Source organism: Haloechinothrix salitolerans, from assembly GCF_042662605.1.
Classification (GTDB): domain Bacteria; phylum Actinomycetota; class Actinomycetes; order Mycobacteriales; family Pseudonocardiaceae; genus Haloechinothrix_A; species Haloechinothrix_A salitolerans.
Map to the genome: position 1 here is coordinate 3,173,947 of NZ_JBHSXX010000001.1, position 24,688 is coordinate 3,198,634.

The 24,688-nt window shown below is 66.3% G+C and carries 17 protein-coding genes and 3 rRNA genes; 18 read left to right on the plus strand and 2 right to left on the minus strand.

From position 1 onward, the window contains the following. Nucleotides 1-1,038, minus strand: coding sequence for a DUF2293 domain-containing protein (locus tag ACFQGD_RS15065; protein WP_345398757.1), 1,038 nt, complete (start codon nucleotides 1,036-1,038; stop codon nucleotides 1-3). 65 nt (nucleotides 1,039-1,103) lie between these two features. Between ACFQGD_RS15065 and tyrS the strand changes: the two genes are divergently transcribed. The 13 genes from tyrS to ACFQGD_RS15130 all read left to right on the plus strand — a co-directional run bounded on the left by tyrS (nucleotide 1,104) and on the right by ACFQGD_RS15130 (nucleotide 18,326). Beyond that, the gene (tyrS, locus tag ACFQGD_RS15070; protein WP_345398760.1) at nucleotides 1,104-2,384 is read left to right on the plus strand and encodes a tyrosine--tRNA ligase; all 1,281 of its coding nucleotides are present in this window, start codon (nucleotides 1,104-1,106) and stop codon (nucleotides 2,382-2,384) included. 163 nt (nucleotides 2,385-2,547) lie between these two features. Continuing rightward, nucleotides 2,548-4,485: an acyl-CoA dehydrogenase family protein gene (locus tag ACFQGD_RS15075; protein ID WP_345398763.1), complete on the plus strand. Its 1,938-nt coding sequence runs from the start codon at nucleotides 2,548-2,550 to the stop codon at nucleotides 4,483-4,485. 444 nt (nucleotides 4,486-4,929) lie between these two features. Next, nucleotides 4,930-6,460: ribosomal RNA gene (locus tag ACFQGD_RS15080) — 16S ribosomal RNA — on the plus strand. Nucleotides 6,461-6,860: 400 nt separating this feature from the next. Then, nucleotides 6,861-9,978 (plus strand): 23S ribosomal RNA (locus ACFQGD_RS15085). Between the two features lie 212 nt (nucleotides 9,979-10,190). Next, a 5S ribosomal RNA gene (gene rrf, locus ACFQGD_RS15090) occupies nucleotides 10,191-10,307 on the plus strand. Together the 16S, 23S and 5S rRNA genes form the textbook arrangement of a ribosomal RNA operon. Nucleotides 10,308-10,484: 177 nt before the next feature. Next, nucleotides 10,485-11,312, plus strand: coding sequence for a hypothetical protein (locus tag ACFQGD_RS15095; protein WP_345399601.1), 828 nt, complete (start codon nucleotides 10,485-10,487; stop codon nucleotides 11,310-11,312). Further along, the gene (locus tag ACFQGD_RS15100) at nucleotides 11,312-12,316 is read left to right on the plus strand and encodes an HAD-IIA family hydrolase (protein WP_345399598.1); all 1,005 of its coding nucleotides are present in this window, start codon (nucleotides 11,312-11,314) and stop codon (nucleotides 12,314-12,316) included. Before ACFQGD_RS15095 ends, ACFQGD_RS15100 begins: the two co-directional genes overlap by 1 nt. Before the next feature lie 16 nt (nucleotides 12,317-12,332). Continuing rightward, entirely contained in the window at nucleotides 12,333-12,518 is a 186-nt protein-coding gene (locus ACFQGD_RS15105) for a hypothetical protein (protein WP_345399613.1), read from the plus strand. A gap of 8 nt (nucleotides 12,519-12,526) precedes the next feature. Next, nucleotides 12,527-13,342 carry a TlyA family RNA methyltransferase gene (locus tag ACFQGD_RS15110; RefSeq protein WP_345399595.1) on the plus strand — a complete coding sequence of 272 codons (816 nt, stop codon included), beginning with the start codon at nucleotides 12,527-12,529 and terminating at the stop codon, nucleotides 13,340-13,342. Continuing rightward, the gene (locus tag ACFQGD_RS15115) at nucleotides 13,339-14,256 is read left to right on the plus strand and encodes an NAD kinase (protein WP_345399592.1); all 918 of its coding nucleotides are present in this window, start codon (nucleotides 13,339-13,341) and stop codon (nucleotides 14,254-14,256) included. The genes ACFQGD_RS15110 and ACFQGD_RS15115 overlap by 4 nt, the downstream gene beginning before the upstream one ends. A gap of 120 nt (nucleotides 14,257-14,376) precedes the next feature. Continuing rightward, the gene (gene recN, locus ACFQGD_RS15120) at nucleotides 14,377-16,122 is read left to right on the plus strand and encodes a DNA repair protein RecN (protein ID WP_345399589.1); all 1,746 of its coding nucleotides are present in this window, start codon (nucleotides 14,377-14,379) and stop codon (nucleotides 16,120-16,122) included. A 75-nt stretch (nucleotides 16,123-16,197) separates the two neighbouring features. After that, nucleotides 16,198-17,382, plus strand: a complete 1,185-nt coding sequence (steA, locus tag ACFQGD_RS15125; RefSeq protein WP_345399586.1) for a putative cytokinetic ring protein SteA — start codon at nucleotides 16,198-16,200, stop codon at nucleotides 17,380-17,382. After that, on the plus strand, nucleotides 17,379-18,326 hold the full coding sequence (locus ACFQGD_RS15130; RefSeq protein WP_345399583.1) for a copper transporter: 948 nt from the start codon (nucleotides 17,379-17,381) through the stop codon (nucleotides 18,324-18,326). Before steA ends, ACFQGD_RS15130 begins: the two co-directional genes overlap by 4 nt. A 62-nt stretch (nucleotides 18,327-18,388) precedes the next feature. Here ACFQGD_RS15130 and aroA read toward each other — a convergent pair whose 3' ends face one another. After that, nucleotides 18,389-19,657: a 3-phosphoshikimate 1-carboxyvinyltransferase gene (gene aroA / locus ACFQGD_RS15135; RefSeq protein ID WP_345399580.1), complete on the minus strand. Its 1,269-nt coding sequence runs from the start codon at nucleotides 19,655-19,657 to the stop codon at nucleotides 18,389-18,391. Nucleotides 19,658-19,860: 203 nt separating this feature from the next. Here aroA and ACFQGD_RS15140 point away from each other — a divergent pair, with 203 nt between their 5' ends. From ACFQGD_RS15140 to ACFQGD_RS15160, 5 genes are all read left to right on the plus strand, one after another. After that, nucleotides 19,861-21,543 carry a CTP synthase gene (locus tag ACFQGD_RS15140; protein ID WP_345399577.1) on the plus strand — a complete coding sequence of 561 codons (1,683 nt, stop codon included), beginning with the start codon at nucleotides 19,861-19,863 and terminating at the stop codon, nucleotides 21,541-21,543. Nucleotides 21,544-21,565: 22 nt separating this feature from the next. Further along, nucleotides 21,566-22,201 carry an NUDIX hydrolase gene (locus ACFQGD_RS15145; protein WP_345399610.1) on the plus strand — a complete coding sequence of 212 codons (636 nt, stop codon included), beginning with the start codon at nucleotides 21,566-21,568 and terminating at the stop codon, nucleotides 22,199-22,201. A gap of 50 nt (nucleotides 22,202-22,251) precedes the next feature. Then, entirely contained in the window at nucleotides 22,252-23,175 is a 924-nt protein-coding gene (xerD, locus tag ACFQGD_RS15150) for a site-specific tyrosine recombinase XerD (protein ID WP_390183611.1), read from the plus strand. A 116-nt stretch (nucleotides 23,176-23,291) separates the two neighbouring features. Continuing rightward, nucleotides 23,292-24,287 (plus strand): ParA family protein, encoded by a 996-nt coding sequence (locus ACFQGD_RS15155; protein WP_345399573.1) that lies wholly within the window; start codon nucleotides 23,292-23,294, stop codon nucleotides 24,285-24,287. Continuing rightward, entirely contained in the window at nucleotides 24,284-24,688 is a 405-nt protein-coding gene (locus tag ACFQGD_RS15160) for a cobyrinic acid a,c-diamide synthase (RefSeq protein ID WP_345399570.1), read from the plus strand. The genes ACFQGD_RS15155 and ACFQGD_RS15160 overlap by 4 nt, the downstream gene beginning before the upstream one ends.

A 24,688-nucleotide genomic window follows, 5' to 3' on the forward strand; every position in this document is an offset into this window, starting at 1 on the left:
TCAACCCTCCCAAACCCGCAGCACGCGATCGATGTCCTCCGCCACCTGCTTCCGCGCTTCCTCCCGGGGCGCGCCCGCCATCAGCAGCTCGTCGTACGCCGTGTCCGTGTGGCGCACGGACGCCACCACGGCGAGCGTCACCGCGCGGTTGTCCAGCGCCCGCCCCGCGGCCGACCGCCCGACCCGGCCACTGCCGCGCTTCCCAGCGTGCCGCGCGATCGATTCCGCCCGCTCGCGCGGGCAGCCCGGGAACAACTGCAGGATCGCCGCGCACAGCTCACCCTGGAACTCCACGTCCTGCACCGCACGCCGTTCCCGGTCCCGCTCGCGACGTCGTTCGCGAGCATCGGCGTCCGCGAGGCACTGCTCCTCCGCCTGCTCCAGCGCGCGTTCCTCGACCAGAATCCCCTGCCGTTCGTACCGCTGCCGTGCCCGCGCCCAGCGGATCACTACCGCCGACAGCCCGCTCGCCTTCTTCGCACGGCGTGTCAACGCCGCATCGCCAGCGGGCAGGAACACCAGATGGCCCATGTCCGCGCAGTCGAGACACAACGGTTCGTCGTTGTCCATGACCAGGATGTCCCCGGTGTCGCCGCAGCCCGCGCATTCCCAGTCCCGTGTCGGCATGATCGCGACGAGGTCCGGCGCCTTGCTCTGCTTCTCGACCACCTTCTCGCGCGGGGCGTCCGGCGCGAACCAATGCGTGCGCAGGGCGCGTTCCTCTTCTGGCGTGGTAGCCGAGAAGAACCGCAGCGGACGGCGATCGCGCGTCCCCGCCACGTACTCGACGTCCTCGGCCCGCAGACCGCGTTCCCGACCCCAGTCCGTCAGCAGCTCACACGCCCGTACGACACGTTCGGCAGGCACGGGCAGCAGCTGCTCCAGTTCGCGAATCCGTCCCTTGCGCCACGACTCGACGTTGACCGGGTGCACCCAGCCGAGTCGCGCGAGCACGTCGGTGAACGCGACGTAGCCTTGCTCGCTTAAGACGTCGTCCGCGGCTCGTGCGACGCGCCGCTGCAAGCTCGGCTTGCCCATGGCCATGTTCTAGCACGTCGAGGTCGCTGAACACCTGGTCAACCCCTCCTGGGAAGATGGACGTCGTGAGTGAGCACATCCTTGACGAGCTGTCCTGGCGCGGCCTGATCGCGCAGTCCACCGACCTCGACGCCCTGCGCGAAGATCTCGACGCGGGCACGCTCACGCTCTATGCCGGTTTCGACCCCACCGCGGAAAGCTTGCACGCCGGGAACCTCGTGCAGCTCCTGACGCTGTCGCGGTTCCAGCGCGCGGGGCACCGTCCGGTGGTGCTCGCGGGCGGCGCGACGGGCCAGATCGGCGACCCTCGCGACGTTGGCGAGCGCAGCCTGGTCAGTCGCGAGGTCATCGCGCATCGGCTGGAGCGCATCGGCGTCCAGCTGGAAAAGTTCGTCGACTTCGGCGACAAGGCGGATCCGGCGACCGCCGCCATCATGGAGAACAACATGAACTGGTTCGCCGACGTCTCCGCGCTGGACTTCCTGCGCGACGTCGGCAAGCACTTCTCGATCAATGTCATGCTCGCCCGCGAGACGGTGCGCCGACGGCTTGAGGGCGACGGCATGTCGTACACGGAGTTCAGCTACCTGCTGCTTCAGTCGTACGACTACCTCCAGCTGCACCGCAAGTACGGCACCGCGCTGCAGATCGGTGGCTCCGACCAGTGGGGCAACATCGTTGGCGGCGTCGACTACATCCGGAAGGTCGACGGTGCGAGCGTGCATGCGCTGACCACGCCGCTGGTCACCGATGCCGACGGCCGCAAGTTCGGCAAGTCCACCGGTGGCGGCAGCGTGTGGCTCGACCCGGAGCTGACGACGCCGTACGCCTGGTACCAGTACTTCGTCAACGTCGCGGACGCCGACGTCGTGCGCTACCTCAAGATGTTCACCTTCCTCGACCGGGACGAGATCGCCGAGCTGGCGCAGCTCACCGAGGACAAGCCGTTCCTGCGGGCGGGACAGCGCAAGTTGGCCGAGGAGCTGACCACGCTGGTGCACGGCAAGGAGCAGACCGAGCAGGTCGTCGCCGCGAGCCAGGCGTTGTTCGGCAAGGGCGAACTCAGCACGCTCGACGGCTCGACGCTGGACTCGGCGATGGCGGAGGTGCCGACTGGCGAGGTCGCGCTCGGCGACGGTCCCACGATCATCGACCTGCTGTTGGCGGCCGGACTCGTGGAGAGCAAGGGTGCCGCGCGCCGCGTCGTCAAGGAAGGCGGCGCGTACGTCAACAACGCCAAGATCACCGAGGACACCTGGCAGCCGTCGGCGGATGACCTGCTGCACGACCGCTGGCTCGTCGTCCGCCGCGGCAAGCGCAACCTCGGCGGCATTCGGGTGGCCTGACCCCTGCCGCCGGGTGCGACGTAGGCGCGCCCAGTGGCACCGGCCCCCTGACAACCGGGCGAATGTGCGACCCGAGCCGCGAAAAGGGTTTCAGGTCAAGCTACTTCTGGGTAACCTTGGTCACAGAGCACGACTTCTCCGGTCCGTCGACGAGGAGGGCCTCATGGTCGAGCAGCAGGTCAAGGTCACCGAGAAGGAAGCGCGGCAGTTCGCCGAGGAAGCCAGGGAGAGCGGCTGGGCGAAGCCGTCCTTCGCAAAGGAGCTCTACTTGGGCAATTTCCGGCTCGACCTAGTGCATCCGCACCCGAGACCCGATCCCACCGACGACGACCGGGCGCGCTCGTTCATCGCGGACCTGCGTCGCTACTGCGAAACGCTGGACGGCTTTGTCATCGAGCGGGACGCCAAGATTCCTGACGATTACGTTAAGGGGCTCGCCGAACTCGGCTGCTTCGGCATCAAGATCCCGCAGGCCTATGGCGGCCTTGGGCTCTCGCAGGTTGCCTACAACGAGGCGCTGATGCTGGTCGGTTCGGTGCACCCGACATTGGGTGTGCTGCTCTCGGCACACCAGTCGATCGGCGTGCCCGAACCGCTCAAGCTTGCCGGATCCGAGGAGCAGAAGCAGCGCTTCCTGCCGCGTTGTGCGAAAGGTGCCGTCAGCGCGTTCCTGCTCACCGAGCCGGACGTTGGCTCCGATCCCGCCAGGCTCGCCTCCACCGCGACGCCGACCGAGGACGGCCAGGCGTACGAGCTCAACGGCGTCAAGTTGTGGACGACGAACGGCGTCGTCGCGGAGCTGCTTGTCGTGGCCGCCCGCGTACCGAAGAGTGAGGGACACCCAGGCGGCGTCACCGCGTTCATCGTGGAGGCCGACTCGCCTGGCATCACCGTCGAGCACCGCAACCAGTTCATGGGCCTGCGCGGCATCGAGAACGGCGTGACCCGGTTCCACAACGTCCGGGTGCCCAAGGAGAACGTGATCGGCGGCGAGGGCAAGGGACTCAAGGTCGTGCTCGGCACGTTGAACACCGGACGTCTCTCCGTGCCCGCGTCCTGCGCGGGGGCGGCCAAGTGGTGCCTCAAGATCGCGCGCGAGTGGTCCAACGAGCGGGTGCAGTGGGGCAAACCGGTCGGCAAGCACGAGGCTGTCTCGCAGAAGATCTCCTTCATGGCCGCGACGACGTACGCACTGGAGAGCATCCTGGAGCTGTCCGGGCATATGGCCGACCAGGGGCGCAACGACATCCGCATCGAGGCGGCGCTCGCGAAGCTCTACGCCAGCGAGATGGCGTACAAGATCGCCGACGAACTGGTACAGATCCGGGGTGGCCGCGGTTACGAGACGGCCGATTCGCTAGCCGCCAGGGGCGAACGTGCGGTGCCTGCCGAGCAGATCATGCGTGACTTGCGCATCAACCGGATTTTCGAGGGGTCCTCGGAGATCATGCACCTGATGATCGCGCGGGAGGCGGTCGACGCCCACCTCCAGGCCGCTGGCGATCTGGCCGACCCTGAGGCGGACACCAAGAGCAAGGCGCGTGCCGCGGCCAAGGCGAGCGGCTTCTACGCGAGCTGGCTGCCGAAGCTGGTCGCGGGCAAGGGGCAGGTGCCGACGTCGTACAGCGAGTTCGGCACGCTCGCCAAGCACCTGCGCTTCATCGAGCGCACGGCGCGCAAGCTGGCGCGCAGCACGTTCTATGGCATGGCCCGATGGCAGGCAGGGCTGGAGAAGAAGCAGGTCTTCCTCGGTCGGATCGTCACGATCGGCACGGAGCTGTTCGCGATGTCCGCGTCGTGTGTGCGCGCGGAGATGCAGCGATCCGACGACCCGGACGCCGGCGCAAAGGCATACGAACTCGCCGATGCCTTCTGCCGCCAGGCACGGCAGCGGATCGATCAGCTGTTCCAGGAACTTTGGGACAACACCGACGACACCGACAACCGGATCGCGAAGGCGGCGCTGCGGGGTGACTACATCTGGCTCGAAGCGGGTGTGCTCGACCCGAGCGAGGGGACCGGGCCGTGGATCGCGCCATGGGAGCCGGGGCCGTCGACGGAGGAGAACGTCGCGAGGCGGTTCCTGCCGAACACCCGTTGACCGGGCGAGTCCGGGCATGGAATAGCCAACCGCGTCGAGGCGTTGGATCGGATGTCGGACCCGGGCGTGGGGCCTTGCGGGCAGCGCCCCGCTGTGACCAGGGGCGTTGCAGAAAGGGACCCCCCTGTTTTTCCGGGGTTCGGCGTCGTGTAATGTTTACACACGTCAGCGGGAAACGGGCGCGACGCAGAGAAGCGAAGCGAACGGATACCGGACAAGGGGGCCTCGAACCAAGCTTCCACCTCAGGTGGTAGAGTAGGAGGCGCCAAATAAACGGAGAAAAACAAACCTCCTGATTAACAGTCGTGATGACTGGTGCTCAGAGGCGTGTTGTTTGAGAACTCAACAGTGTGCTTTGTTTACTAAGCCAGTAGATTTTTTTGGAACCTTTGTTGGTTCTGTTTGAGTTTTTTGAGAGTCGATTTTTCTCTCTGATTTTGTTCATTGTTGGAGAGTTTGATCCTGGCTCAGGACGAACGCTGGCGGCGTGCTTAACACATGCAAGTCGAACGCTGAAGCCATCTTCGGGTGGTGGATGAGTGGCGAACGGGTGAGTAACACGTGGGTAACCTGTCCTGTACTTTGGGATAAGCCCTGGAAACGGGGTCTAATACCGGATACGCATCATTGCCTGCATGGGTGGTGGTGGAAAGCTCCGGCGGTATGGGGTGGGCCCGCGGCCTATCAGCTTGTTGGTGGGGTGATGGCCTACCAAGGCGACGACGGGTAGCCGGCCTGAGAGGGCGACCGGCCACACTGGGACTGAGACACGGCCCAGACTCCTACGGGAGGCAGCAGTGGGGAATATTGCACAATGGGCGCAAGCCTGATGCAGCGACGCCGCGTGAGGGATGACGGCCTTCGGGTTGTAAACCTCTTTCGCCAGGGACGAAGCCTTTTGGGGTGACGGTACCTGGAGAAGAAGCACCGGCTAACTACGTGCCAGCAGCCGCGGTAATACGTAGGGTGCGAGCGTTGTCCGGAATTATTGGGCGTAAAGAGCTCGTAGGCGGTTTGTCGCGTCGGCCGTGGAAACTGGAGGCTTAACCTTCAGCGTGCGGTCGATACGGGCAGACTTGAGTTCGGTAGGGGAGTCTGGAATTCCTGGTGTAGCGGTGAAATGCGCAGATATCAGGAGGAACACCGGTGGCGAAGGCGGGACTCTGGGCCGATACTGACGCTGAGGAGCGAAAGCGTGGGGAGCGAACAGGATTAGATACCCTGGTAGTCCACGCTGTAAACGTTGGGCGCTAGGTGTGGGTGACATTCCACGTTGTCCGTGCCGTAGCTAACGCATTAAGCGCCCCGCCTGGGGAGTACGGCCGCAAGGCTAAAACTCAAAGGAATTGACGGGGGCCCGCACAAGCGGCGGAGCATGTGGATTAATTCGATGCAACGCGAAGAACCTTACCTGGGCTTGACATGCACAGGATTCCGGCAGAGATGTCGGTTCCCTTGTGGCCTGTGTGCAGGTGGTGCATGGCTGTCGTCAGCTCGTGTCGTGAGATGTTGGGTTAAGTCCCGCAACGAGCGCAACCCTTGTCCTATGTTGCCAGCACGTAATGGTGGGGACTCGTGGGAGACTGCCGGGGTCAACTCGGAGGAAGGTGGGGATGACGTCAAGTCATCATGCCCCTTATGTCCAGGGCTTCACACATGCTACAATGGCCGGTACAGTGGGTTGCGATACCGTGAGGTGGAGCGAATCCCTGAAAGCTGGTCTCAGTTCGGATCGCAGTCTGCAACTCGACTGCGTGAAGTCGGAGTCGCTAGTAATCGCAGATCAGCAACGCTGCGGTGAATACGTTCCCGGGCCTTGTACACACCGCCCGTCACGTCACGAAAGTCGGTAACACCCGAAGCCCATGGCCTAACCCCTTTTGTGGGGAGGGAGTGGTCGAAGGTGGGACTGGCGATTGGGACGAAGTCGTAACAAGGTAGCCGTACCGGAAGGTGCGGCTGGATCACCTCCTTTCTAAGGAGCACATCACTTCCATCAAACATGCTGTGTGTGGTTGGTGGGGTGGCCACTGGATGCCAACGGGTGTTTGGCTGGTGGTTGCTCGAGGATTTGTGGAACTACTGGTGATGGCCACCGCGGGTGGATGGTCAGTGTTTAGTACTGCCGGTCTTTTCGGAGGCGGGTGTGGAACGGGCTGGGCTGTCGGTCGGTGGTGGTTGTGGGCAAGGCATGCTGTTGGGTCCTGAGACAACACGCGAGTGTTGCTCTGGATCGAAACCCGGCCCCCGGGTTCTGCTGGGAAGCGTTGACATTCGTTGTCACCGTGCCCAGCGGGATTGGGGGGTGTGCGGGGGGTTTGCCCCCCGCAAGGTGTGGTGTTTGAGAATTGTAGAGTGGATGCGAGCATCTTTGTGGTCAAGTTGTTAAGAGCACATGGTGGATGCCTGGGCATCAGGAGCCGATGAAGGACGTGGGAGGCTGCGATAAGCCTCGGGGAGCTGTCAACCGAGCTGAGATCCGAGGATGTCCGAATGGGGTAACCCAGCACTCGTGATGGAGTGTTACCCGCACCTGAATGTATAGGGTGTGTGGAGGGAACGCGGGGAAGTGAAACATCTCAGTACCCGTAGGAAGAGAAAACAAGTGTGATTCCGTGAGTAGTGGCGAGCGAAAGCGGAGGAGGCTAAACCGCATGCATGTGATACCTGGCAGGGGTTGTGTGTGTGGTGTTGTGGGACCCAGCGTCGAAGGACTGCCATTCTTCGGGATGCCGCGTGTGGTTAGTGGAAACGTCTGGGATGGCGTGCCGTAGTGGGTGAGAGTCCCGTACGCGAAAATCATGCGTTGGTGTTTTGTTGGTGTTCCCGAGTAGCAGCGAGCTCGTGGAATTTGCTGTGAATCTGCCGGGACCACCCGGTAAGCCTAAATACTTCCTGGTGACCGATAGCGGACGAGTACCGTGAGGGAAAGGTGAAAAGTACCCCGGGAGGGGAGTGAAAGAGTACCTGAAACCGTGTGCTTACAAGCCGTCAGAGCTGAATCTTTGGTTTGGTGATGGCGTGCCTTTTGAAGAATGAGCCTGCGAGTTAGTGCTGCGTGGCGAGGTTAACCCGTGTGGGGTAGCCGTAGCGAAAGCGAGTCTGAAGAGGGCGTTGGAGTCGCGTGGTCTAGACCCGAAGCGGAGTGATCTACCCATGGCCAGGGTGAAGCGCCGGTAAGACGGTGTGGAGGCCCGAACCCACTTAGGTTGAAAACTGAGGGGATGAGCTGTGGGTAGGGGTGAAAGGCCAATCAAACTCCGTGATAGCTGGTTCTCCCCGAAATGCATTTAGGTGCAGCGTCGTATGTTTCACACCTGGGGTAGAGCTACTGGATGGCCTAGGGGCCTTACCGGGTTACCGAAGTCAACCAAACTCCGAATACGGGTGTGTGAGAGTGCGGCAGTGAGACGGCGGGGGAAAAGCTTCGTCGTCGAGAGGGAAACAGCCCAGAGCGCCAGCTAAGGCCCCTAAGTGTGTGCTCAGTGGAAAAGGATGTGGGATTGCCCAGACAACCAGGAGGTTGGCTTAGAAGCAGCCATCCTTGAAAGAGTGCGTAATAGCTCACTGGTCAAGTGGTCCTGCGCCGATAATGTAGCGGGGCTTAAGCACACCGCCGAAGCTGTGTCATTGACACATGTGATCCGCCATCATCTTCGGGTGGTGGTGCAGTCGTGTTGATGGGTAGGGGAGCGTCGATCATCCGGTGAAGCCGTGGCGGAAGCTAGCGGTGGAGGGTGGTCGAGTGAGAATGCAGGCATGAGTAGCGAAAGCAGAGTGAGAACCTCTGCCGCCGGATGACCAAGGGTTCCTGGGCCAGGCTAATCCGCCCAGGGTAAGTCGGGACCTAAGGCGAGGCCGACAGGCGTAGTCGATGGATAACGGGTTGATATTCCCGTACCCGCGTGTGTGCGTCCCTGATGAGGCAGGTGAGACTAACCACCCGAAGCCGACCATATGCCCTTCGGGGTGGTGGTTGGTGGAGCGTGGGACCTGATCCTGTAGTAGTCAAGCGATGGGGTGACGCAGGAAGGTAGCTCCGCCAGTAAGTGGTATGACTGGTGTAAGCGTGTAGGGCGATCGGTAGGCAAATCCGCCGGTCATGGGCCTGAGACGTGATGCGTACCCGTATGAGGGGAAGTGAGTGATCCTATGCTGCCGAGAAAAGCCTCTAGCGAGTGCATGTGCGGCCCGTACCCCAAACCGACACAGGTGGTCAGGTAGAGAATACCAAGGCGATCGGGTGAACTGTGGTTAAGGAACTCGGCAAAATGCCCCCGTAACTTCGGGAGAAGGGGGGCCAGTGCACGTGAACACCCGTGCGGTGGGAGCGTGTGGTGGCCGCAGAGACCAGCGGAAAGCGACTGTTTACTAAAAACACAGGTCCGTGCGAAGAAGCAATTCGAGGTATACGGACTGACGCCTGCCCGGTGCTGGAACGTTAAGAGGACCGGTTAGCCTTTCGGGGCGAAGCTGAGAATTTAAGCGCCAGTAAACGGCGGTGGTAACTATAACCATCCTAAGGTAGCGAAATTCCTTGTCGGGTAAGTTCCGACCTGCACGAATGGCGTAACGACTTTCCGGCTGTCTCAACCACAGGCCCGGCGAAATTGCAGTACGAGTAAAGATGCTCGTTACGCGCGGCAGGACGGAAAGACCCCGGGACCTTTACTATAGCTTGGTATTGGTTTTCGGTTCGGCTTGTGTAGGATAGGTGGGAGACTGGGAAGTCCACACGCTAGTGTGGGTGGAGTCATCGTTGAAATACCACTCTGGTCGAATGGGAAATCTAACCTCGGACCGTGATCCGGTTCAGGGACAGTGCCTGGTGGGTAGTTTAACTGGGGCGGTTGCCTCCCAAAGAGTAACGGAGGCGCCCAAAGGTTCCCTCAGCCTGGTTGGCAATCAGGTGTTGAGTGTAAGTGCACAAGGGAGCTTGACTGTGAGACTGACGGGTCGAGCAGGGACGAAAGTCGGGACTAGTGATCCGGCACCACCTGGTGGAAGGGGTGTCGCTCAACGGATAAAAGGTACCCCGGGGATAACAGGCTGATCTTGCCCAAGAGTCCATATCGACGGCATGGTTTGGCACCTCGATGTCGGCTCGTCGCATCCTGGGGCTGGAGTCGGTCCCAAGGGTTGGGCTGTTCGCCCATTAAAGCGGCACGCGAGCTGGGTTTAGAACGTCGTGAGACAGTTCGGTCCCTATCCGCCGCGCGCGTAGGAGACTTGCGGAAGGCTGTCCCTAGTACGAGAGGACCGGGACGGACGAACCTCTGGTATGCCAGTTGTCCCACCAGGGGCACGGCTGGTTAGCTACGTTCGGAAGGGATAACCGCTGAAAGCATCTAAGCGGGAAGCCTGTTCCTAGATGAGGTCTCCCACCCCGTTGTGGGTTAAGGCCCCCACCAGACCAGTGGGTTGATAGGCCAGAAATGGAAGCGCAGTAATGTGTGAAGTTGACTGGTACTAATAGGCCGAGGACTTGCCCACAAACATGCTACGCATCCACTCTACAACTCTGAAACACCATCCTGCGGGGGGGCACACCCCCACAGGGGGCTGGGTGAACAACACAACGGAACCGTTGTGACACGAACACATAACTGAATACACAGAAATTGTCGTCAGGCTTACACCCTCCACCGGCCAGCATGGCTCTGGAGGGTGCCCAAAAACCCCAGGAGGGTTTTTGTGGATAAGGTTACGGCGGTTATAGCGGCAGGGAAACGCCCGGTCCCATTCCGAACCCGGAAGCTAAGCCTGCCAGCGCCGATGGTACTGCACTCGCGAGGGTGTGGGAGAGTAGGACACCGCCGGACACCACCTAACTGAGGCCCCGGTCGAGAACGAACACCCGTTCTCCCGGGGCCTCAGCCATCTCCAAGGGCGGTTGGAATCGATACTGGTGTCACGTTCGTCATGCCGAGCACAGGGCGCGACAGTTCGCGCGCATGCACCGGTTACGCTGCATAAAGTTGAACAGTATGGAGGTCACGGTGTCGGAACCACGTGGTCGGGGCGCGCCCGCGCGCGGTGATAGGGGCGGCAAGCCACACCGCGACCAGCACGGCAAGCGTGACCAGCAACGGCACGGCAAGCCGTCCGGGCAGCGGGATCACCGCGATCGTCGGGATCGTCGCCAGGACGACACGCCGCAAGGGCCTGTCGCTCCAGATCTTCCCGAGGACGTCGATGTCTCGGCACTGGATATCGAGGTGCGCAAGGAGCTGCGCAGCCTGCCCAAAGACCTGGCCGAGCTCGTCGGAAAGCACCTTGTCGCTGCCGGTGAACTCATCGACGTCGACCCGGACGCGGCGCTGGCGCACGCCCGGTTCGCCAAGGCGAAGGCGTCGCGGATCCCGGTGGTGCGGGAGGCGCTGGGGCTGACCGCGTACCACGCCGGGCAGTGGGCGGAGACGTTGTCCGAGCTCAGGGCGGTGCGGCGGATGACGCGCAGCAACGCCCACGTCGCGATCATGGCCGACGCCGAACGTGCTCTCGGCAGGCCTGAACGGGCGCTTGACCTCGCGAAGGAAACCGACGTGAAAAGCTTGCCGCCGGAGACCGCCGTCGAATTGCGTATCGTCGCGGCAGGTGCCCGGCGAGACCTGGGACAACTCGACGCGGCCGTCGTGGCACTGCAGGGGGACGACCTCGATCCCGCCAAGCGGCTGCCGTGGAGCGCACGACTCTTCTACGCCTACGCGGACAATCTTCTGGCGGCGGGCAGGAGAGACGAGGCGGCGACCTGGTTCATGCGCGCCGCCGAAGCCGACACCGAAGAGGAAACCGACGCGGCCGAGCGGGCGGCAGAACTGGGATGATGGCGCAGCCGCTCCTGGACCGCTATGACTGCCTGCTGCTCGACCTCGACGGCACGGTCTATCACGGCTCGGAGGCGATCAAGGGCGCCATCAGCGGTATCGACGCAGCACACGCGAAAGGTGTCGCGGTGCGGTTCGTGACCAACAACGCGTCCAAGGCGCCGGACGCCGTGGCGTCGCACCTACGTCATCTAGACGTCCCCGCGCGGACCGAGGAGGTCGCTACCAGCGCGCAGGCGGGCGCGCGGCTCCTGGGGCAAATGGTGCCAGCGGGCGCGATGGTGCTCGTCGTCGGTACGGAGGCCCTCGCGGCCGAGGTCAACGGCGTTGGCCTGCGGACAACACGCACCTACAGCGACGACGTCGCCGCCGTGGTGCAGGGCCACTCACCCGACACCGCGTGGGCCGACCTCGCCGAGGCCTGCACCGCGATTCGATCGGGTGCGCGGTGGGTGGCCTGCAACGTCGACCCGACTTTGCCTACGGAACGCGGCCAGCTGCCTGGCAATGGCTCCATGGTAGCGGCGCTGCGGACCGCGACCGGTGCTAGCCCTGACGTCGCGGGCAAGCCGGAACCTGGCCTGTTCACCGAGGCGGCCCGTGCGGCGGACGCACGGAGCCCACTGGTCGTCGGCGATCGGCTCGACACCGATGTCGCGGGCGCTGAAGCCGCGGGAATGGACGCCATGCTGGTGCTCAGTGGTGTCACGACCCCGGCGGAAATCCTCGCCGCACCCGAAGGGCAGCGGCCGCGGTATCTCGCGGACGACGTCGCTGCCGTGACGTCGACCGCGGAAGCCCTCGCCGTCGGTGCGCGGCCAGATTGGCGGATCGACGTCGGTGACGATGAGCTGCGGGTGGCTGGCAGCGGAGAACCACTCGATCTGCTGCGCGCGCTGTGCCCGCTAGCCTGGCGGCACGGGATTTCGCGTGCCAGTGGTACCACTGACACCGCGAAAGCCGTGGTGAACACACTCGGTGTCGGGGACATCGACTACCGTTGATGCCGTGGAGGAGCAGATGAGCGACCCTGGCACCGAGCAGGCTGGGGACGTGCCGCAGGACACTGACCCGCTCGCGGGCGTCACCGAAGCGGTACGGGCACTGGACGACCTCGACCAGCGCCCGGTCGCGGAGCACGTGGAGCGCTTCGACGCGGTGCATACCGAGTTGACCGTCGCGTTGTCGAGTATCGACAAGGTCTAGGACATCGCGTGGGGCGCAAGGCGCGGCTCGACGCCGAGCTGGTCCGGCGCGGCCTGGCGCGCTCGAGGGAGCACGCGGGCGAGCTGATTACCAACGGCAGCGTGCTGGTGCGAGGCATGGCGGCGAAAAAGGCGGCCACCGGGGTTGAGCTGGACACCCCGATTGTGGTGCGCGACACCGATGATCCCGGCTGGGCGTCGCGTGGCGCGCACAAATTGCTCGGCGCGCTCGCGGCGTTCGAACCGTTGGGGCTCGCTGTCACGGGTAAACGCTGCCTCGACGCGGGCGCGTCCACCGGCGGGTTCACCGACGTTCTGCTACGCCGGGGTGCGCGAACGGTGATCGCGGCCGATGTCGGCAGGGGACAGCTGGACTGGCGGCTGCGAACCGACGAGCGTGTCGTCGTGATGGACAAGACCAACGTGCGCTCCCTGTCACTGGCCGACATCGGCGAGCCGGTGGAGCTGGTCGTGGGCGACCTGTCGTTCATTTCACTGCGGCTGGTGCTGCCCGCGCTGGTGGACTGCACCGTGCCGGACGCCGACCTGGTGCCGATGATCAAGCCGCAGTTCGAGGTCGGCAAGGACCGACTCGGCAGCGGTGGTGTGGTGCGTGATCCCGAGTTGCGCGCCGAAGTCGTACTCGACGTGCTCGACGAGGCCGCGAAACTGGGCCTGAATACGGTCGCGGTGGTGGCGAGCCCCTTGCCAGGCCCCTCCGGCAACGTCGAGTATTTCGCCTGGCTGCGCCGAACGGGAGCGGTCGACGATGCCACGCGGCGCGGCGAACTGGTCGCCACGGCAGTGGAGGAGGGACCGGCATGACACGCCAGGTACTGCTCGTGGTCAATCCCGACAGGGAGACCAACCGGGAAGCGGCGCGGGAGGTCGCCGAACTGTTCGGCGCGGCGGGGTTCCAGCTGCGGGTGCTCGACGCGAAGGTGGCGGACTTCCTCGCGGCTCAGGGCCACACCACGGTCCGGGACCCGCTGCCGCTCACGATCAGCGAGGACGAACCGGCGTCCGGTGTCGAGCTGGTGTTCGTGCTCGGCGGCGACGGCACGTTGCTACGCGCCGCCGAGCTAGCACGACCCGCTCGGGTGCCGATCCTCGGTGTCAACCTCGGCCGGATGGGCTTTCTCACCGAGGCCGACTCCTCCGCGCTCGCAGATGCCGTGCGGCGCGTGGTCGACAAGTCGTACCAGGTCGAGCGGCGCATGACGGTGGACGTCACCGTCACCGTCGACGGCGACGTCCTCGCGAGGACATGGGCGCTCAACGAGGCCAGCGTCGAGAAGAGCTCGCGGGAACGCATCCTGGACGCACTGATCAGCATCGACGCGCACCCCGTCTCGTCCTTCGGCTGCGATGGCGTGCTGTGCGCGACACCCACTGGCTCGACCGCGTACGCTTTCTCGGCGGGCGGACCGATCATCTGGCCGGACGTCGAGGCGCTCGTCGTCGTCCCGAGCAACGCGCACGCCATGTTCGCGCGCCCGATGGTCGTCTCGCGGGAGTCGGTGATCGACATCGACATCGACCCGCACGGCTCGACTGGCGTGCTGACCTGTGACGGAATGCGCCACGTCGAGCTTCCGGTCGGCGCGCGCATCCACGTCGTCGCGGGTGAGGTGCCGGTGCTGCTCGCCCGGTTGTGGGAGGGGCCGTTCACCGACCGCCTTGTCCACAAGTTCGCCCTTCCGGTGAAGGGCTGGCGGGAGCGTCACGCGCCAGAGTGAGGGCACGGAAGTGCACACACGGCGTCGGGAGCGGGGGACACGACGTTGAGAATGGGGGACACGACACCGTTGGGCGTGGGACACGACGCGGTGTCCGGTTAACCCGCTACGGTGGGAGCCGTGCTGGCCGAGATGCGGATTCAGGGCCTCGGTGTTATCGACGACGCCCTACTTGAACTGCACCCGGGACTCACCGTGGTGACCGGCGAAACCGGTGCGGGGAAGACGATGGTGGTCACCGGGTTGCATTTGCTCTCCGGGGGGCGCGCTGATGCCTCCCGTGTGCGCAGCAGTGCGAAGAAGGCCGTGGTGGAGGGCCGCTTCGAGCTGGCGAAGATGCCGTCCGCCGTCGAGATGATCGAGGATTCCGGCGGCGAGGTCGACGAGGACGGCAGCGTGATCGCGCTCCGCAGCGTCGGCAAGGACGGTCGCTCCCGTGCGCACCTCGGTGGCAGGTCCGTGCCCGCGGGCGTCCTGGGGCAGCTGTCCGATCAGCTCCTCGCTGTGCACGGGCAGAACGATCAGCTCCGCCTGATGCGCGCCACCGAGCAGCGGGCGGTCATCGACCGTTTCGCAGGGGACGCCGTCGCCACCCCGCTCGCCGAGTACAGACGAGTCCGCGCCGAGTGGCAGGACGTCGTCCGCGAGTTGGCCGAGCGCCGTAGTCGTTCCCGCGAGCTCGCGCAGCAGGCGGACATGCTGCGGCACGGGTTAGACGAGATCGAAGCCGTCGCCCCGGAATCTGGCGAGGACACCGCGCTGGTCGAACAGATCAAGCGGCTCTCGGAGGTTGACGAGCTGCGCGCCGCCGCCAGCGCCGCGCAGGCAGCCGTGTCCGGCGCCGATGATGGCGACCCGGAGCAGCCTGGCGCGCTTGGGCTGGTGAGCGAAGGGCGGCAGCGCCTCGCCTCGGTGGATGACCCCATGCTCGCCGAGCTCGACGCTCGGCTGGAGCAGGCTGCCGTGCTGCTCGCCGACGTTGGATCCGAGCTCGGCGGCTACCTCGACGCGCTGGATGCCGACCCCGCCACGCTCGACAGAGCGCTCGCGCGGCAGGCCGAGCTCAAGCAGCTCACCCGCAAGTACGCCGCCGACGTCGACGGTGTGCTCGCCTGGGCGGAGCAGGCAAGGCAAGAGCTGTCGGGCATGGACACGTCGGAGGAGGCGCTGGCGGAGCTCGCCGAGCGCCGGGACGCGCTGGCCGCCGAACTGGCAGGTCACGCGGCCGCCGTCTCACGGGCGCGAAGCGAGGCGGCCGCCGAGCTGGCGACGTCGATCACCGCGGAACTGTCCGGGCTCGCCATGGCGCAGGCCGAGGTGGACGTCGTGGTGCGCCCGATGCCAGCGGACGCCGACGACCCCGCCGCTCTCACCGTCGACGGGCAGCGATTACACGCCGGTCCCGAAGGCGTCGACGAGGTTGAGCTGCTGCTGCGCGCACACCCCGGTGCGCCGGCGCTCCCAGTGCACAAGGGCGCGTCCGGCGGTGAGCTGTCCCGCGTGATGCTGGCGATCGAGGTCGTCATCGCGGGTGCGGACACCGTGCCGACCTTGGTGTTCGACGAGGTCGACGCCGGGGTCGGTGGCAGGGCGGCTGTCGAGATCGGCAGGCGGCTCGCGCGGCTGGCGCGCACCCACCAGGTGCTGGTCGTGACGCATCTCCCGCAGGTAGCCGCGTACGCGGACCACCACCTTGTCGTCGACAAGGGCACCGACGGGGGAGTCACGCGCAGCGACGTCCGCACTCTCGACGACGAGGAGCGGGTCATGGAGCTGGCGAGGATGCTGGCCGGTATGGACGGCACCGAGACTGGTCGCGCGCACGCAGAGGAGCTATTGGCCGTCGCGGGTGCCGAGAAGGTGTGAATCACCACTGAGTTCGACCCGGTCCTTCGGCGTGGCGGGCTCGCATTCTCATTTCCGTTTGTCACTATCGGGCCCATGAAACTCAGCGGCCTGCTTTCGAAAAGCACCGAAACGCTGCCTGGAGTGGCAGGCGTGGCGCGGGTCGATCGACGCACCGGGGAACTGCTGCGCAGGGTGGGTCCCGGCGACATCGTCGTCCTTGACCAGCTCGATCTCGACCGCGCGACGGCGGCAGCGCTCGCGGCGGCAGGGGTCGCTGGCGTCGTGAACGCATCGGTGTCCATCTCGGGACGATTCCCCAATCTTGGTCCGGAAATCCTTGTCGGCGCGGGAATTCCGCTCGTGGACGACGTCGGAAGCGATGTTCTCCGCCGCATCAAAGACGGCGCGAAGATCCGGCTGCACGAGGGCGTCGTCTACAACGGAGAACGCGAGATCGCGCGGGGTACGGAGCAGACCCCCGACAGCGTCGCGGACCAGATGATCGAGGCGAAGGCGGGCATGACCGCCCAGCTTGAGGCGTTCTCCGCGAACACGATGGAGTTCCTGCGCGCCGAGCGCACGCTGATCCTGGACGGCGTTGGCGTGCCCGGCCTGCGGGTGTCGATGAAGGACAGGCACGCGCTCGTCATCGCGCCGGGCACCGACCACACCGCCGACCTCAAACGGCTCAAGAAGTACATCGCCGAGCACCGGCCGGTGCTGATCGGTGTCGATGCCGGCGCCGACACGCTGCGCGAGCAGGGCTACACCCCGGACGTCGTTGTCGGTGATCCGAACGCCGTCGAGTCGGCGACGCTGAAGAACGCGGGCGAGATCGTCATCCCGGCGCAGCTCGATGGCTACGCGCCCGGTATCGACCGCATCCAGGACCTCGGCGTCGGCGCGGTGACGTTCCCGTCCACCGGCAACGCCGAGGATCTCGCGCTGCTGCTCGCCGACACCCACGAGGCCAGCCTCGTCGTCACGGTCGGCTTCCAGGCCACGCTGGCGGAGTTCCTCGACAGGGGCCGCTCCGGCTCCAACCCGTCGACATTTCTCACCCGGCTCAAGCTCGGCACGAAGATCGTTGACGGTAAGGCGGTCGCGATGCTGCACCGCAGCCGGATCTCGGTGTGGGCTGTCGTGCTGCTGGTGGTCTCCGCGCTGGTGGCGGTCGCCGCCGCGTTGTTTGTCTCCGATGTCGGCGACGTCTATCTCGACTGGGCCGCCGAGCAGTGGCGGTCCCTGACGACGTGGATCAAGGGGTTGGTCACGTGATCTCGCTGCGCTACCACATCATCTCCATCGCGGCGGTGTTTCTCGCGCTCGCGGTCGGCGTCGTGCTCGGCTCGACCACGCTGAGCGGCACGCTGCTGTCGTCGCTGTCGAACGAGAAGAGCGAGCTGGCCAACCAGGTGACCGACCTCGAAGCGGAGCGCAACGGGCTTGAGGCGCGGCTCGCTGACGCCGACGCCTTCGCCGGCGCGGTCGGGCCGAAAGTGGTGTCTGGCCTGCTGGACAAGCGCACCGTGCTCGTCGTGACCACCGAGGGTGTGGCGCCATCCGAACGCGATGGCGTGGTGACCCTGATCGAGGACGCGGGCGGCACCGTGTCCGGCGAGATCAAGCTGACCGAGGCGTTCACCGATCCCAGCGAGTCCGAGCAGGTCTCCGACATCGCGATCCGGCTGCAACCGGCGGGCGCGAAGTTCCCGACGTCGGGTGGTCCTGGGGCGCTCGCGGGCGCGTTGCTCGGCGAGACACTGCTACTCGACGGCGAGTCCGCTAAGCCGCAGACGTCGTCCGGGGAGCGAGAGGCCGCCGTGTCCGGGCTGACCGATGGCGGATTCATCGAGGTGACCGACGACGTCCGGCCCGCGCAGCTCGCCGTCGTGCTTGTCGGCGACAGGGCACAGGGCACGGGTGCTGGTGACAAGGCGGTCACACTCGCGCGGTTCGCCACGCAGCTGGACAAGGCAGGCGCGGGTGCCGTGCTGGCGGGCAGGACGTCGGCCGCGGGCGCGTCAGGCTCGATCGGCGTCGTCCGGGCCGACACGGCGGCGTCGGACATCCTCTCGACCGTGGACAACGTCGATACTCAGGCCGGTAGGGTCACCACCGTGCTGGCGCTGCGGGAGCAGCTGGAGGACGGCACCGGCCGTTACGGCACCGCGGGCAACGCCGAGGCCCCCGCGCCTGGCGTGCGGGCGTCCGGACGGTGAGGTGCCGTGAAGGGCATCTTACTGGCACCTGACGCCGGGAAGATGCCCTTCACAGCACCCGCCTAACCCAGCATCGACTCCCACGTCGCCACGAATCCGGGGAACGTCTTGCCGACCGTGGCGGGGTTCGCCACGACGACGCCGGGCACGCGCAGGCCGAGCACCGCTCCGGCCATCACCAGGCGGTGGTCGTCGTAGGTGTGGAACGTCCCCGCGTGCAGCGGCGCGGGGGTGATCCGCAGGCCATCCGACGTCTCGGCGACGCGAGCGCCCAGTCCGGACAGCTCGGTGGCGAGCGCGGCAAGGCGGTCGGTCTCGTGGCCTCGCAGGTGTGCCACCCCGGAGATGCGCGACGGGCCGTCAGCGAAGCACAGCAGTGCCGCGACCACGGGCGTCAGCTCACCCACCTCGTGCAGGTCAAGGTCCTGCCCGGGAAAGCCGCCAGCGCCGGTGACGACCAGCCCCTCGGCGTCGAGTGACACGCGTGCCCCCAGTGAGCGCAGGAGCTCCCGCAGCCAGTCGCCCGGCTGCGTCGTCGTCGACGGCCAGTCGCGTACCCGCACGGTGGATTCGGTGAGCGCGGCGGCGGCCAGGAACGGCGCGGCGGTGGACAGGTCCGGCTCCACGACGTACTCCGGGCAGGACAGCGTCGCAGGGGGCACGTGGAACTCCGTGCCGTCGCGCTCGGGTGCCGCGCCAAAGCGCCGCAGCAGGTCCAGCGTCATCGCCACGTGTGGCTCGCTTGGCGGCGCGCCGCCGGTCAGCCGGACCGTGACGCCCTTGTCGAACGCGGGCCCCGCCAGCAGCAACGCCGACAGGAACTGGCTCGACGCCGACGAGTCCACGGTCACCGCCCCACCGGGTAGGCCGCCGGAGCCACGAACGGTGAACGGCGGCGCGCCCCGGCCGTCGTCGTCGATGTCCGCCCCGAGGTCGCGCAGCGCGCTGAGCAGCGGCGCGATGGGACGCCTGCGGATCGCCTCGTCGCCGTCGAAGCGCACCGTACGGGAGCCGAGCGCCGCCAGCGCCGGGGTGAATCGCGCCACGGTGCCCGCGTTACCCAGGTCCACCGACACTTCGCCGATGCCCGCGGTGAGCGGCGACACGATCACCCCGTCGGGTGTCGCACGCCACGACGCGCCGAGGGCGTCCAGCGCACCCAGCATCAGCCGTGCGTCGCGGGAGTCCAGCGGGTGTCGCACGGTCGTCGGTCCGCTGGCCAGGGTGGCGAGGACGTACGCCCGGTTGGTGATGGACTTCGAGCCGGGCACGCGCACTGTCGCGTCGAACGCGCCGGTCGCGGTCGGCGCCACCCATGTCTCGGCTGACATGTCAGCGATCCTATCCATGAGCCGGGCGATTCACCCCGGCGCGTCCCGTCGATCGCGAGCCTCACCTGCGGTGAGCCGTCGTGACCCATCTGTGCTGGTTCCCGCCCGCCACCCCGACGGCAGGGCGCCGCCAGCTCACTTGGTGACTAGCCCTCCGGGTGTCCTCCCTCGGGTCGGGTTTGTGCGTGTTAGCGTAAAGGCCCGTGGGACTTCAGCCTCGGACAGTCAAGCATGTGTTCGTCACGGGGGGTGTCGCCTCCTCGCTCGGCAAGGGGTTGACAGCCTCCAGCCTGGGTCAGCTTCTTACCTCTCGGGGCCTGCGGGTCACGATGCAGAAGCTGGACCCCTACCTCAACGTCGACCCCGGAACGATGAACCCGTTCCAGCACGGCGAGGTCTTCGTCACCGAAGACGGCGCCGAGACCGACCTGGACATCGGCCATTACGAGCGTTTCCTCGACCGGGATCTCACCGGCCGTGCGAACGTCACGACCGGCCAGGTGTATTCCGAGGTCATCGCCAAGGAACGCCGGGGTGAGTACCTCGGCGACACGGTGCAGGTCATTCCGCACATCACCGACGAGATCAAGTCGCGGATCACCGCACTGGCCGAGTCGGACGGCACCGGTTACCGCCCCGACGTCGTCATCACCGAGGTCGGCGGCACCGTCGGTGACATCGAGTCGCTGCCGTTCCTTGAGGCCTGCCGCCAGGTGCGCCACGACGTCGGCAGGGACAACTGCTTCTTCCTGCACGTGTCACTGATCCCGTTCCTCGCGCCTTCGGGTGAGCTCAAGACGAAGCCGACGCAGCACTCCGTCGCGGCGCTGCGCAACATCGGTATCCAGCCGGACGCGCTGGTCTGCCGCGCCGACCGGGAGATTCCCGAGGAGCTCAAGCGCAAGATCGGACTGATGTGTGACGTCGAGAACGAGGCGGTCATCGCCTGTCCCGACGCGCCGTCGATCTACGACATCCCGAAGGTGCTGCACCGTGAGGCCCTCGACGCCTACGTGGTGCGCAGGCTTGGGCTGCCGTTCCGCGACGTCGACTGGACGGTGTGGGGCGACCTGCTCGACCGGGTGCACAACCCGAAGGAGACCGTGCGGATCGCGCTGGTCGGCAAGTACATCGACCTGCCGGACGCTTACCTGTCGGTCATGGAGGCGCTGCGTTCCGGAGGTTTCGCCCATCACGCCAAGGTGCGGATCACCTGGGTGGCCTCCGATGACCTCGCCACACCGGAGGGTGCGGCACACGCGCTGCACGGCGTCGACGGCATTCTGGTGCCCGGCGGGTTCGGCATCCGGGGCATCGAGGGCAAGATCGGCGCCATCACTTACGCCCGCGAACGCAAGATCCCGGTGCTCGGCCTGTGCCTCGGCATGCAATGCATGGTCATCGAGGTCGCCCGTGGCCTCGCGGGCATCACGGGTGCGGGCTCGACAGAGTTCGACGGCGACCTCACCGACCCGGTTATCTCGACCATGCCGGACCAGAAGGAGGTCGTCGCGGGGGACGCCGACATGGGCGGCACGATGCGGCTCGGCGCGTATCCGGCGAAGCTCACCGACGGGACGCAGGTCGCGAAGGCGTACGGCACGACGGAGGTGTCCGAGCGGCACCGTCACCGCTACGAGGTCAACAACCACTACCGGGAGCGACTCACCAAGGCCGGCCTGGTGTTCTCCGGGACGTCCCCGGACGGCAAGCTGGTCGAGTTCGTCGAGTTGCCGGAGGAGACCCACCCGTTCTTCGTCGGCACCCAGGCGCACCCCGAACTGAAGAGCAGGCCGACCCGCCCGCACCCGCTGTTCGACGCCTTCGTGCACGCGGCGGTGAACTACCACAAGGCGGAGCGGCTGCCGCTGCCCGAGACATCGTGAGCGAGTGATGGGCAACGACAACCTGGCCGAGCCGGGCACGCACGAGTTCGACGTTGTCGCCTCCGAGGACATCCACATCGGCCGGGTCGTCGGACTGCGCGTCGACGACGTTGTGATGCCCGGCGGCAAGGTCGGACGGCGCGAGATCGTCGAGCATCTCGGCGCGGTGGCCATCGTGGCGATCGACGACGACGAGCAGGTCACCCTGATCTCGCAGTACCGCCACCCGATCGGGCGGCGGTTGCTGGAGTTGCCGGCCGGACTGCTCGACGTCGCGGGCGAGGACCCGATGGTGACAGCGCGGCGGGAGCTGCGGGAGGAGGCCGGGCTCACGGCCGAGCGGTGGGACACCCTCGCGGACGTGGCCGCGTCGACGGGATTCACCGACGAGGTCGTGCGGGTCTACCTTGCGCGCGAGCTCACCGTCGTGGACCGCGAGATCGCAGCGGGCGACGAGGAAGCCGACATCGTGCTCACCAGGATGCCGCTGGCCGAGGCGGTACGGCGGGTGCTGGCGGGGGAGCTGATCAACGGCGCCACGGTGAGTGGCGTGCTCGCGGCGCACGCGGTATTGACCGGCGCGGCGAAGCCTCGGCCCGCCGACGCGCCGTGGCGGGACCGCCCGACGGCGTTCGCGAAGCGCAAGCACGGCGGCTGAGCGAGGAGACATCCCCCGCGCCGTCGGTCGCTGGCGGTACGGTGTCCCGCGTGGCACGCAGCGACCCGGCGCGGGTGGTCAGGGCCTACCTTGACCACCTCGCCGTCGAGCGCGCGACGGCGCGCAACACCCTCGACAGCTACGAGCGTGACCTGCGCCGCTACCTCGCCCACCTGGACGCGGCAGGCCACGACGACCTGGGCGATGTCACCGAGTCCGACGTCACCAGCTTCGTCGTGGGGCTGCGCGAAGGCAGCGAGGATCACCCGCCCTTGGCCGCGTCCTCGGCGGCGCGGGCACTGGTCGCGGTGCGTGGGCTGCACCGGTTCGCCGCGCGGGAGGGCATCCTCGCGAACGACGTCGCCCGCGACGTCACCCCGCCGCCCCCGCTGAAACGGCTGCCCAAGGCGCTTGGCATCGACGAGGTCGCGACGCTGCTGGACATGCCACCGACAGATGACGCGCGGGCGCTGCGAGACCAGGCGCTGCTCGAGGTGCTGTACTCCACCGGCGCGCGGATCTCCGAAGCGGTCGGGCTTGACGTCGATGACGTCGACGCCAGCGAACGCACCGTGCTGCTCGACGGCAAGGGCGGCAAGCAGCGGCTGGTGCCGATCGGCAGGCCCGCGCTCGCGGCGCTGGACGCCTACTTGGTGCGTGCGCGGCCCACGCTTGCCCGCAAGGGCAGGGGGACGTCGGCGTTGTTCCTCAACGCGCGGGGCGGGCGGTTGTCGCGGCAGGGCGCGTGGCAGGTGCTCAAGGCCAACGCCGAGCGCGCGGGACTGTCGGCGACGATCTCGCCGCACACGCTGCGGCACTCGTTCGCCACCCATCTGCTCGAAGGCGGAGCCGACGTCCGGGTGGTGCAGGAGCTGCTGGGGCACGCCTCGGTGACCACGACCCAGGTCTACACCCGTGTCACCGTCACCACGTTGCGGGAGGTGTACGCCACGGCGCACCCCCGGTCCAGGTAGGTGGGCGCCACGGATGTCTCGGATTGATTTGGGATTCTGCGGCGAGCCGCTTTGCCGTGCCTTGTTGCTCCCCCATAGGCTGCCGTTGAGCAGGGAGAGCAAGGAGTCTTCGCGTCATGGCGACACCTCACTCACTTCGGGCACCGGAGGTTTTTGGCGAAGCGCCGTCCACCGGTGCGCCGGAAAGCGCACCGGGTAAGGGCTCGGCCGCGAGCACGTCGTCGCCGGGCACTGACGTGTCGGACGCCCCGGCGAACGGCAAACCGGACCAACCGTCGAAACCGAAGCTCGGCCCGACGGGAAGGCCGCTGCGTGAGATCCCGGAACCTCCGCCGCTCGATCGGCACGGTCCGGCGCGCGTGCTCGCGATGTGCAACCAGAAGGGCGGCGTCGGCAAGACGACGTCGACCATCAACCTCGGCGCGTCGCTGGCCGAGTACGGCAGGAAAGTGCTGCTGGTTGACTTCGACCCGCAGGGTGCGCTGTCCGTCGGCCTCGGGGTGCAGCCGCACGAGCTGGACCAGACCGTCTACAACGCCGTCATGGAGTCGTCGATCAATGTGCGCGACATCCTGCACAAGACGTCGATCGACGGCATTGACCTGCTGCCGAGCAACATCGACCTGTCGGCGGCCGAGGTGCAGCTCGTCGCCGAGGTCGGCCGCGAGCACAGCCTGATGCGGGTGCTGCGCCCGCTGATCCCGGAATACGACTTCGTGCTCGTGGACTGCCAGCCGTCGCTTGGGCTGCTCACCGTGAACGCGCTCACCGCGGCCGACGGCGTGATCATTCCGCTGGAATGCGAGTTCTTCAGCCTGCGCGGGGTGGCGCTGCTCATGGACACCATCGACAAGGTTCGTGAGCGCCTGAATCCAAGCCTGGACATCATCGGTATCCTCGCCACCATGTTCGACCCGCGTACATTGCATTCCAAGGAGGTCATCTCCCGGGTGGTCGAGGCGTTTGGGGACACCGTGTTCGACACGGTCATCAACCGCACGGTGCGTTTCCCGGAGACCACCGTCGCTGGGGAGCCCATTACGACGTGGGCACCGAAGTCGGTTGGTGCGACCGCGTATCGTCAACTCGCTCGTGAGGTGATTCGCCGGTGACAAGACGGGTGTCTTTGCCCGGCGCCACAGAACTCTTCTTCCGCACCACAGCACCATCCGAGTCGAGCGGCACGGATTCGTCCGGTGGCTCGACGGGGAAGACCGCACCCGCTCCGCGCGGGAACGAAGAGGGCTCCGCGACAGACCGGCGCGCAGCGCCGCGCAAGAAGCACGACTCGAAGATCACGGTGTATCTGTCCAGTGAGCAGTTGCTCGCGCTGGAGCAGGCGCGGCTCGCGCTGCGTGCCACCCATGACCTCGCGGTGGATCGGGGCAGGCTGGTGCGTGAGGCGGTCGCGGTGATGCTGGAGGACTTCGAGGTCAACGGCGAGGATTCGGTACTTGTGCGACGATTGCGCATCGAGGAAGACGAGCACGGTGCGCAAGCCCGGCTCGGGTAG

Bases quoted from the DNA above. Each gene is read 5' to 3' on its own strand.
- ACFQGD_RS15065 (WP_345398757.1), bottom strand. From the start codon at position 1,038: ATGGGCAAGCCGAGCTTGCAGCGGCGCGTCGCACGAGCCGCGGACGAC.
- ACFQGD_RS15100 (WP_345399598.1), top strand. From the start codon at position 11,312: ATGGCGCAGCCGCTCCTGGACCGCTATGACTGCCTGCTGCTCGACCTC.
- ACFQGD_RS15105 (WP_345399613.1), top strand. From the start codon at position 12,333: ATGAGCGACCCTGGCACCGAGCAGGCTGGGGACGTGCCGCAGGACACT.
- aroA (WP_345399580.1), bottom strand. From the start codon at position 19,657: ATGTCAGCCGAGACATGGGTGGCGCCGACCGCGACCGGCGCGTTCGAC.
- ACFQGD_RS15155 (WP_345399573.1), top strand. From the start codon at position 23,292: ATGGCGACACCTCACTCACTTCGGGCACCGGAGGTTTTTGGCGAAGCG.
- ACFQGD_RS15075 (WP_345398763.1), top strand. From the start codon at position 2,548: ATGGTCGAGCAGCAGGTCAAGGTCACCGAGAAGGAAGCGCGGCAGTTC.
- ACFQGD_RS15115 (WP_345399592.1), top strand. From the start codon at position 13,339: ATGACACGCCAGGTACTGCTCGTGGTCAATCCCGACAGGGAGACCAAC.
- steA (WP_345399586.1), top strand. From the start codon at position 16,198: ATGAAACTCAGCGGCCTGCTTTCGAAAAGCACCGAAACGCTGCCTGGA.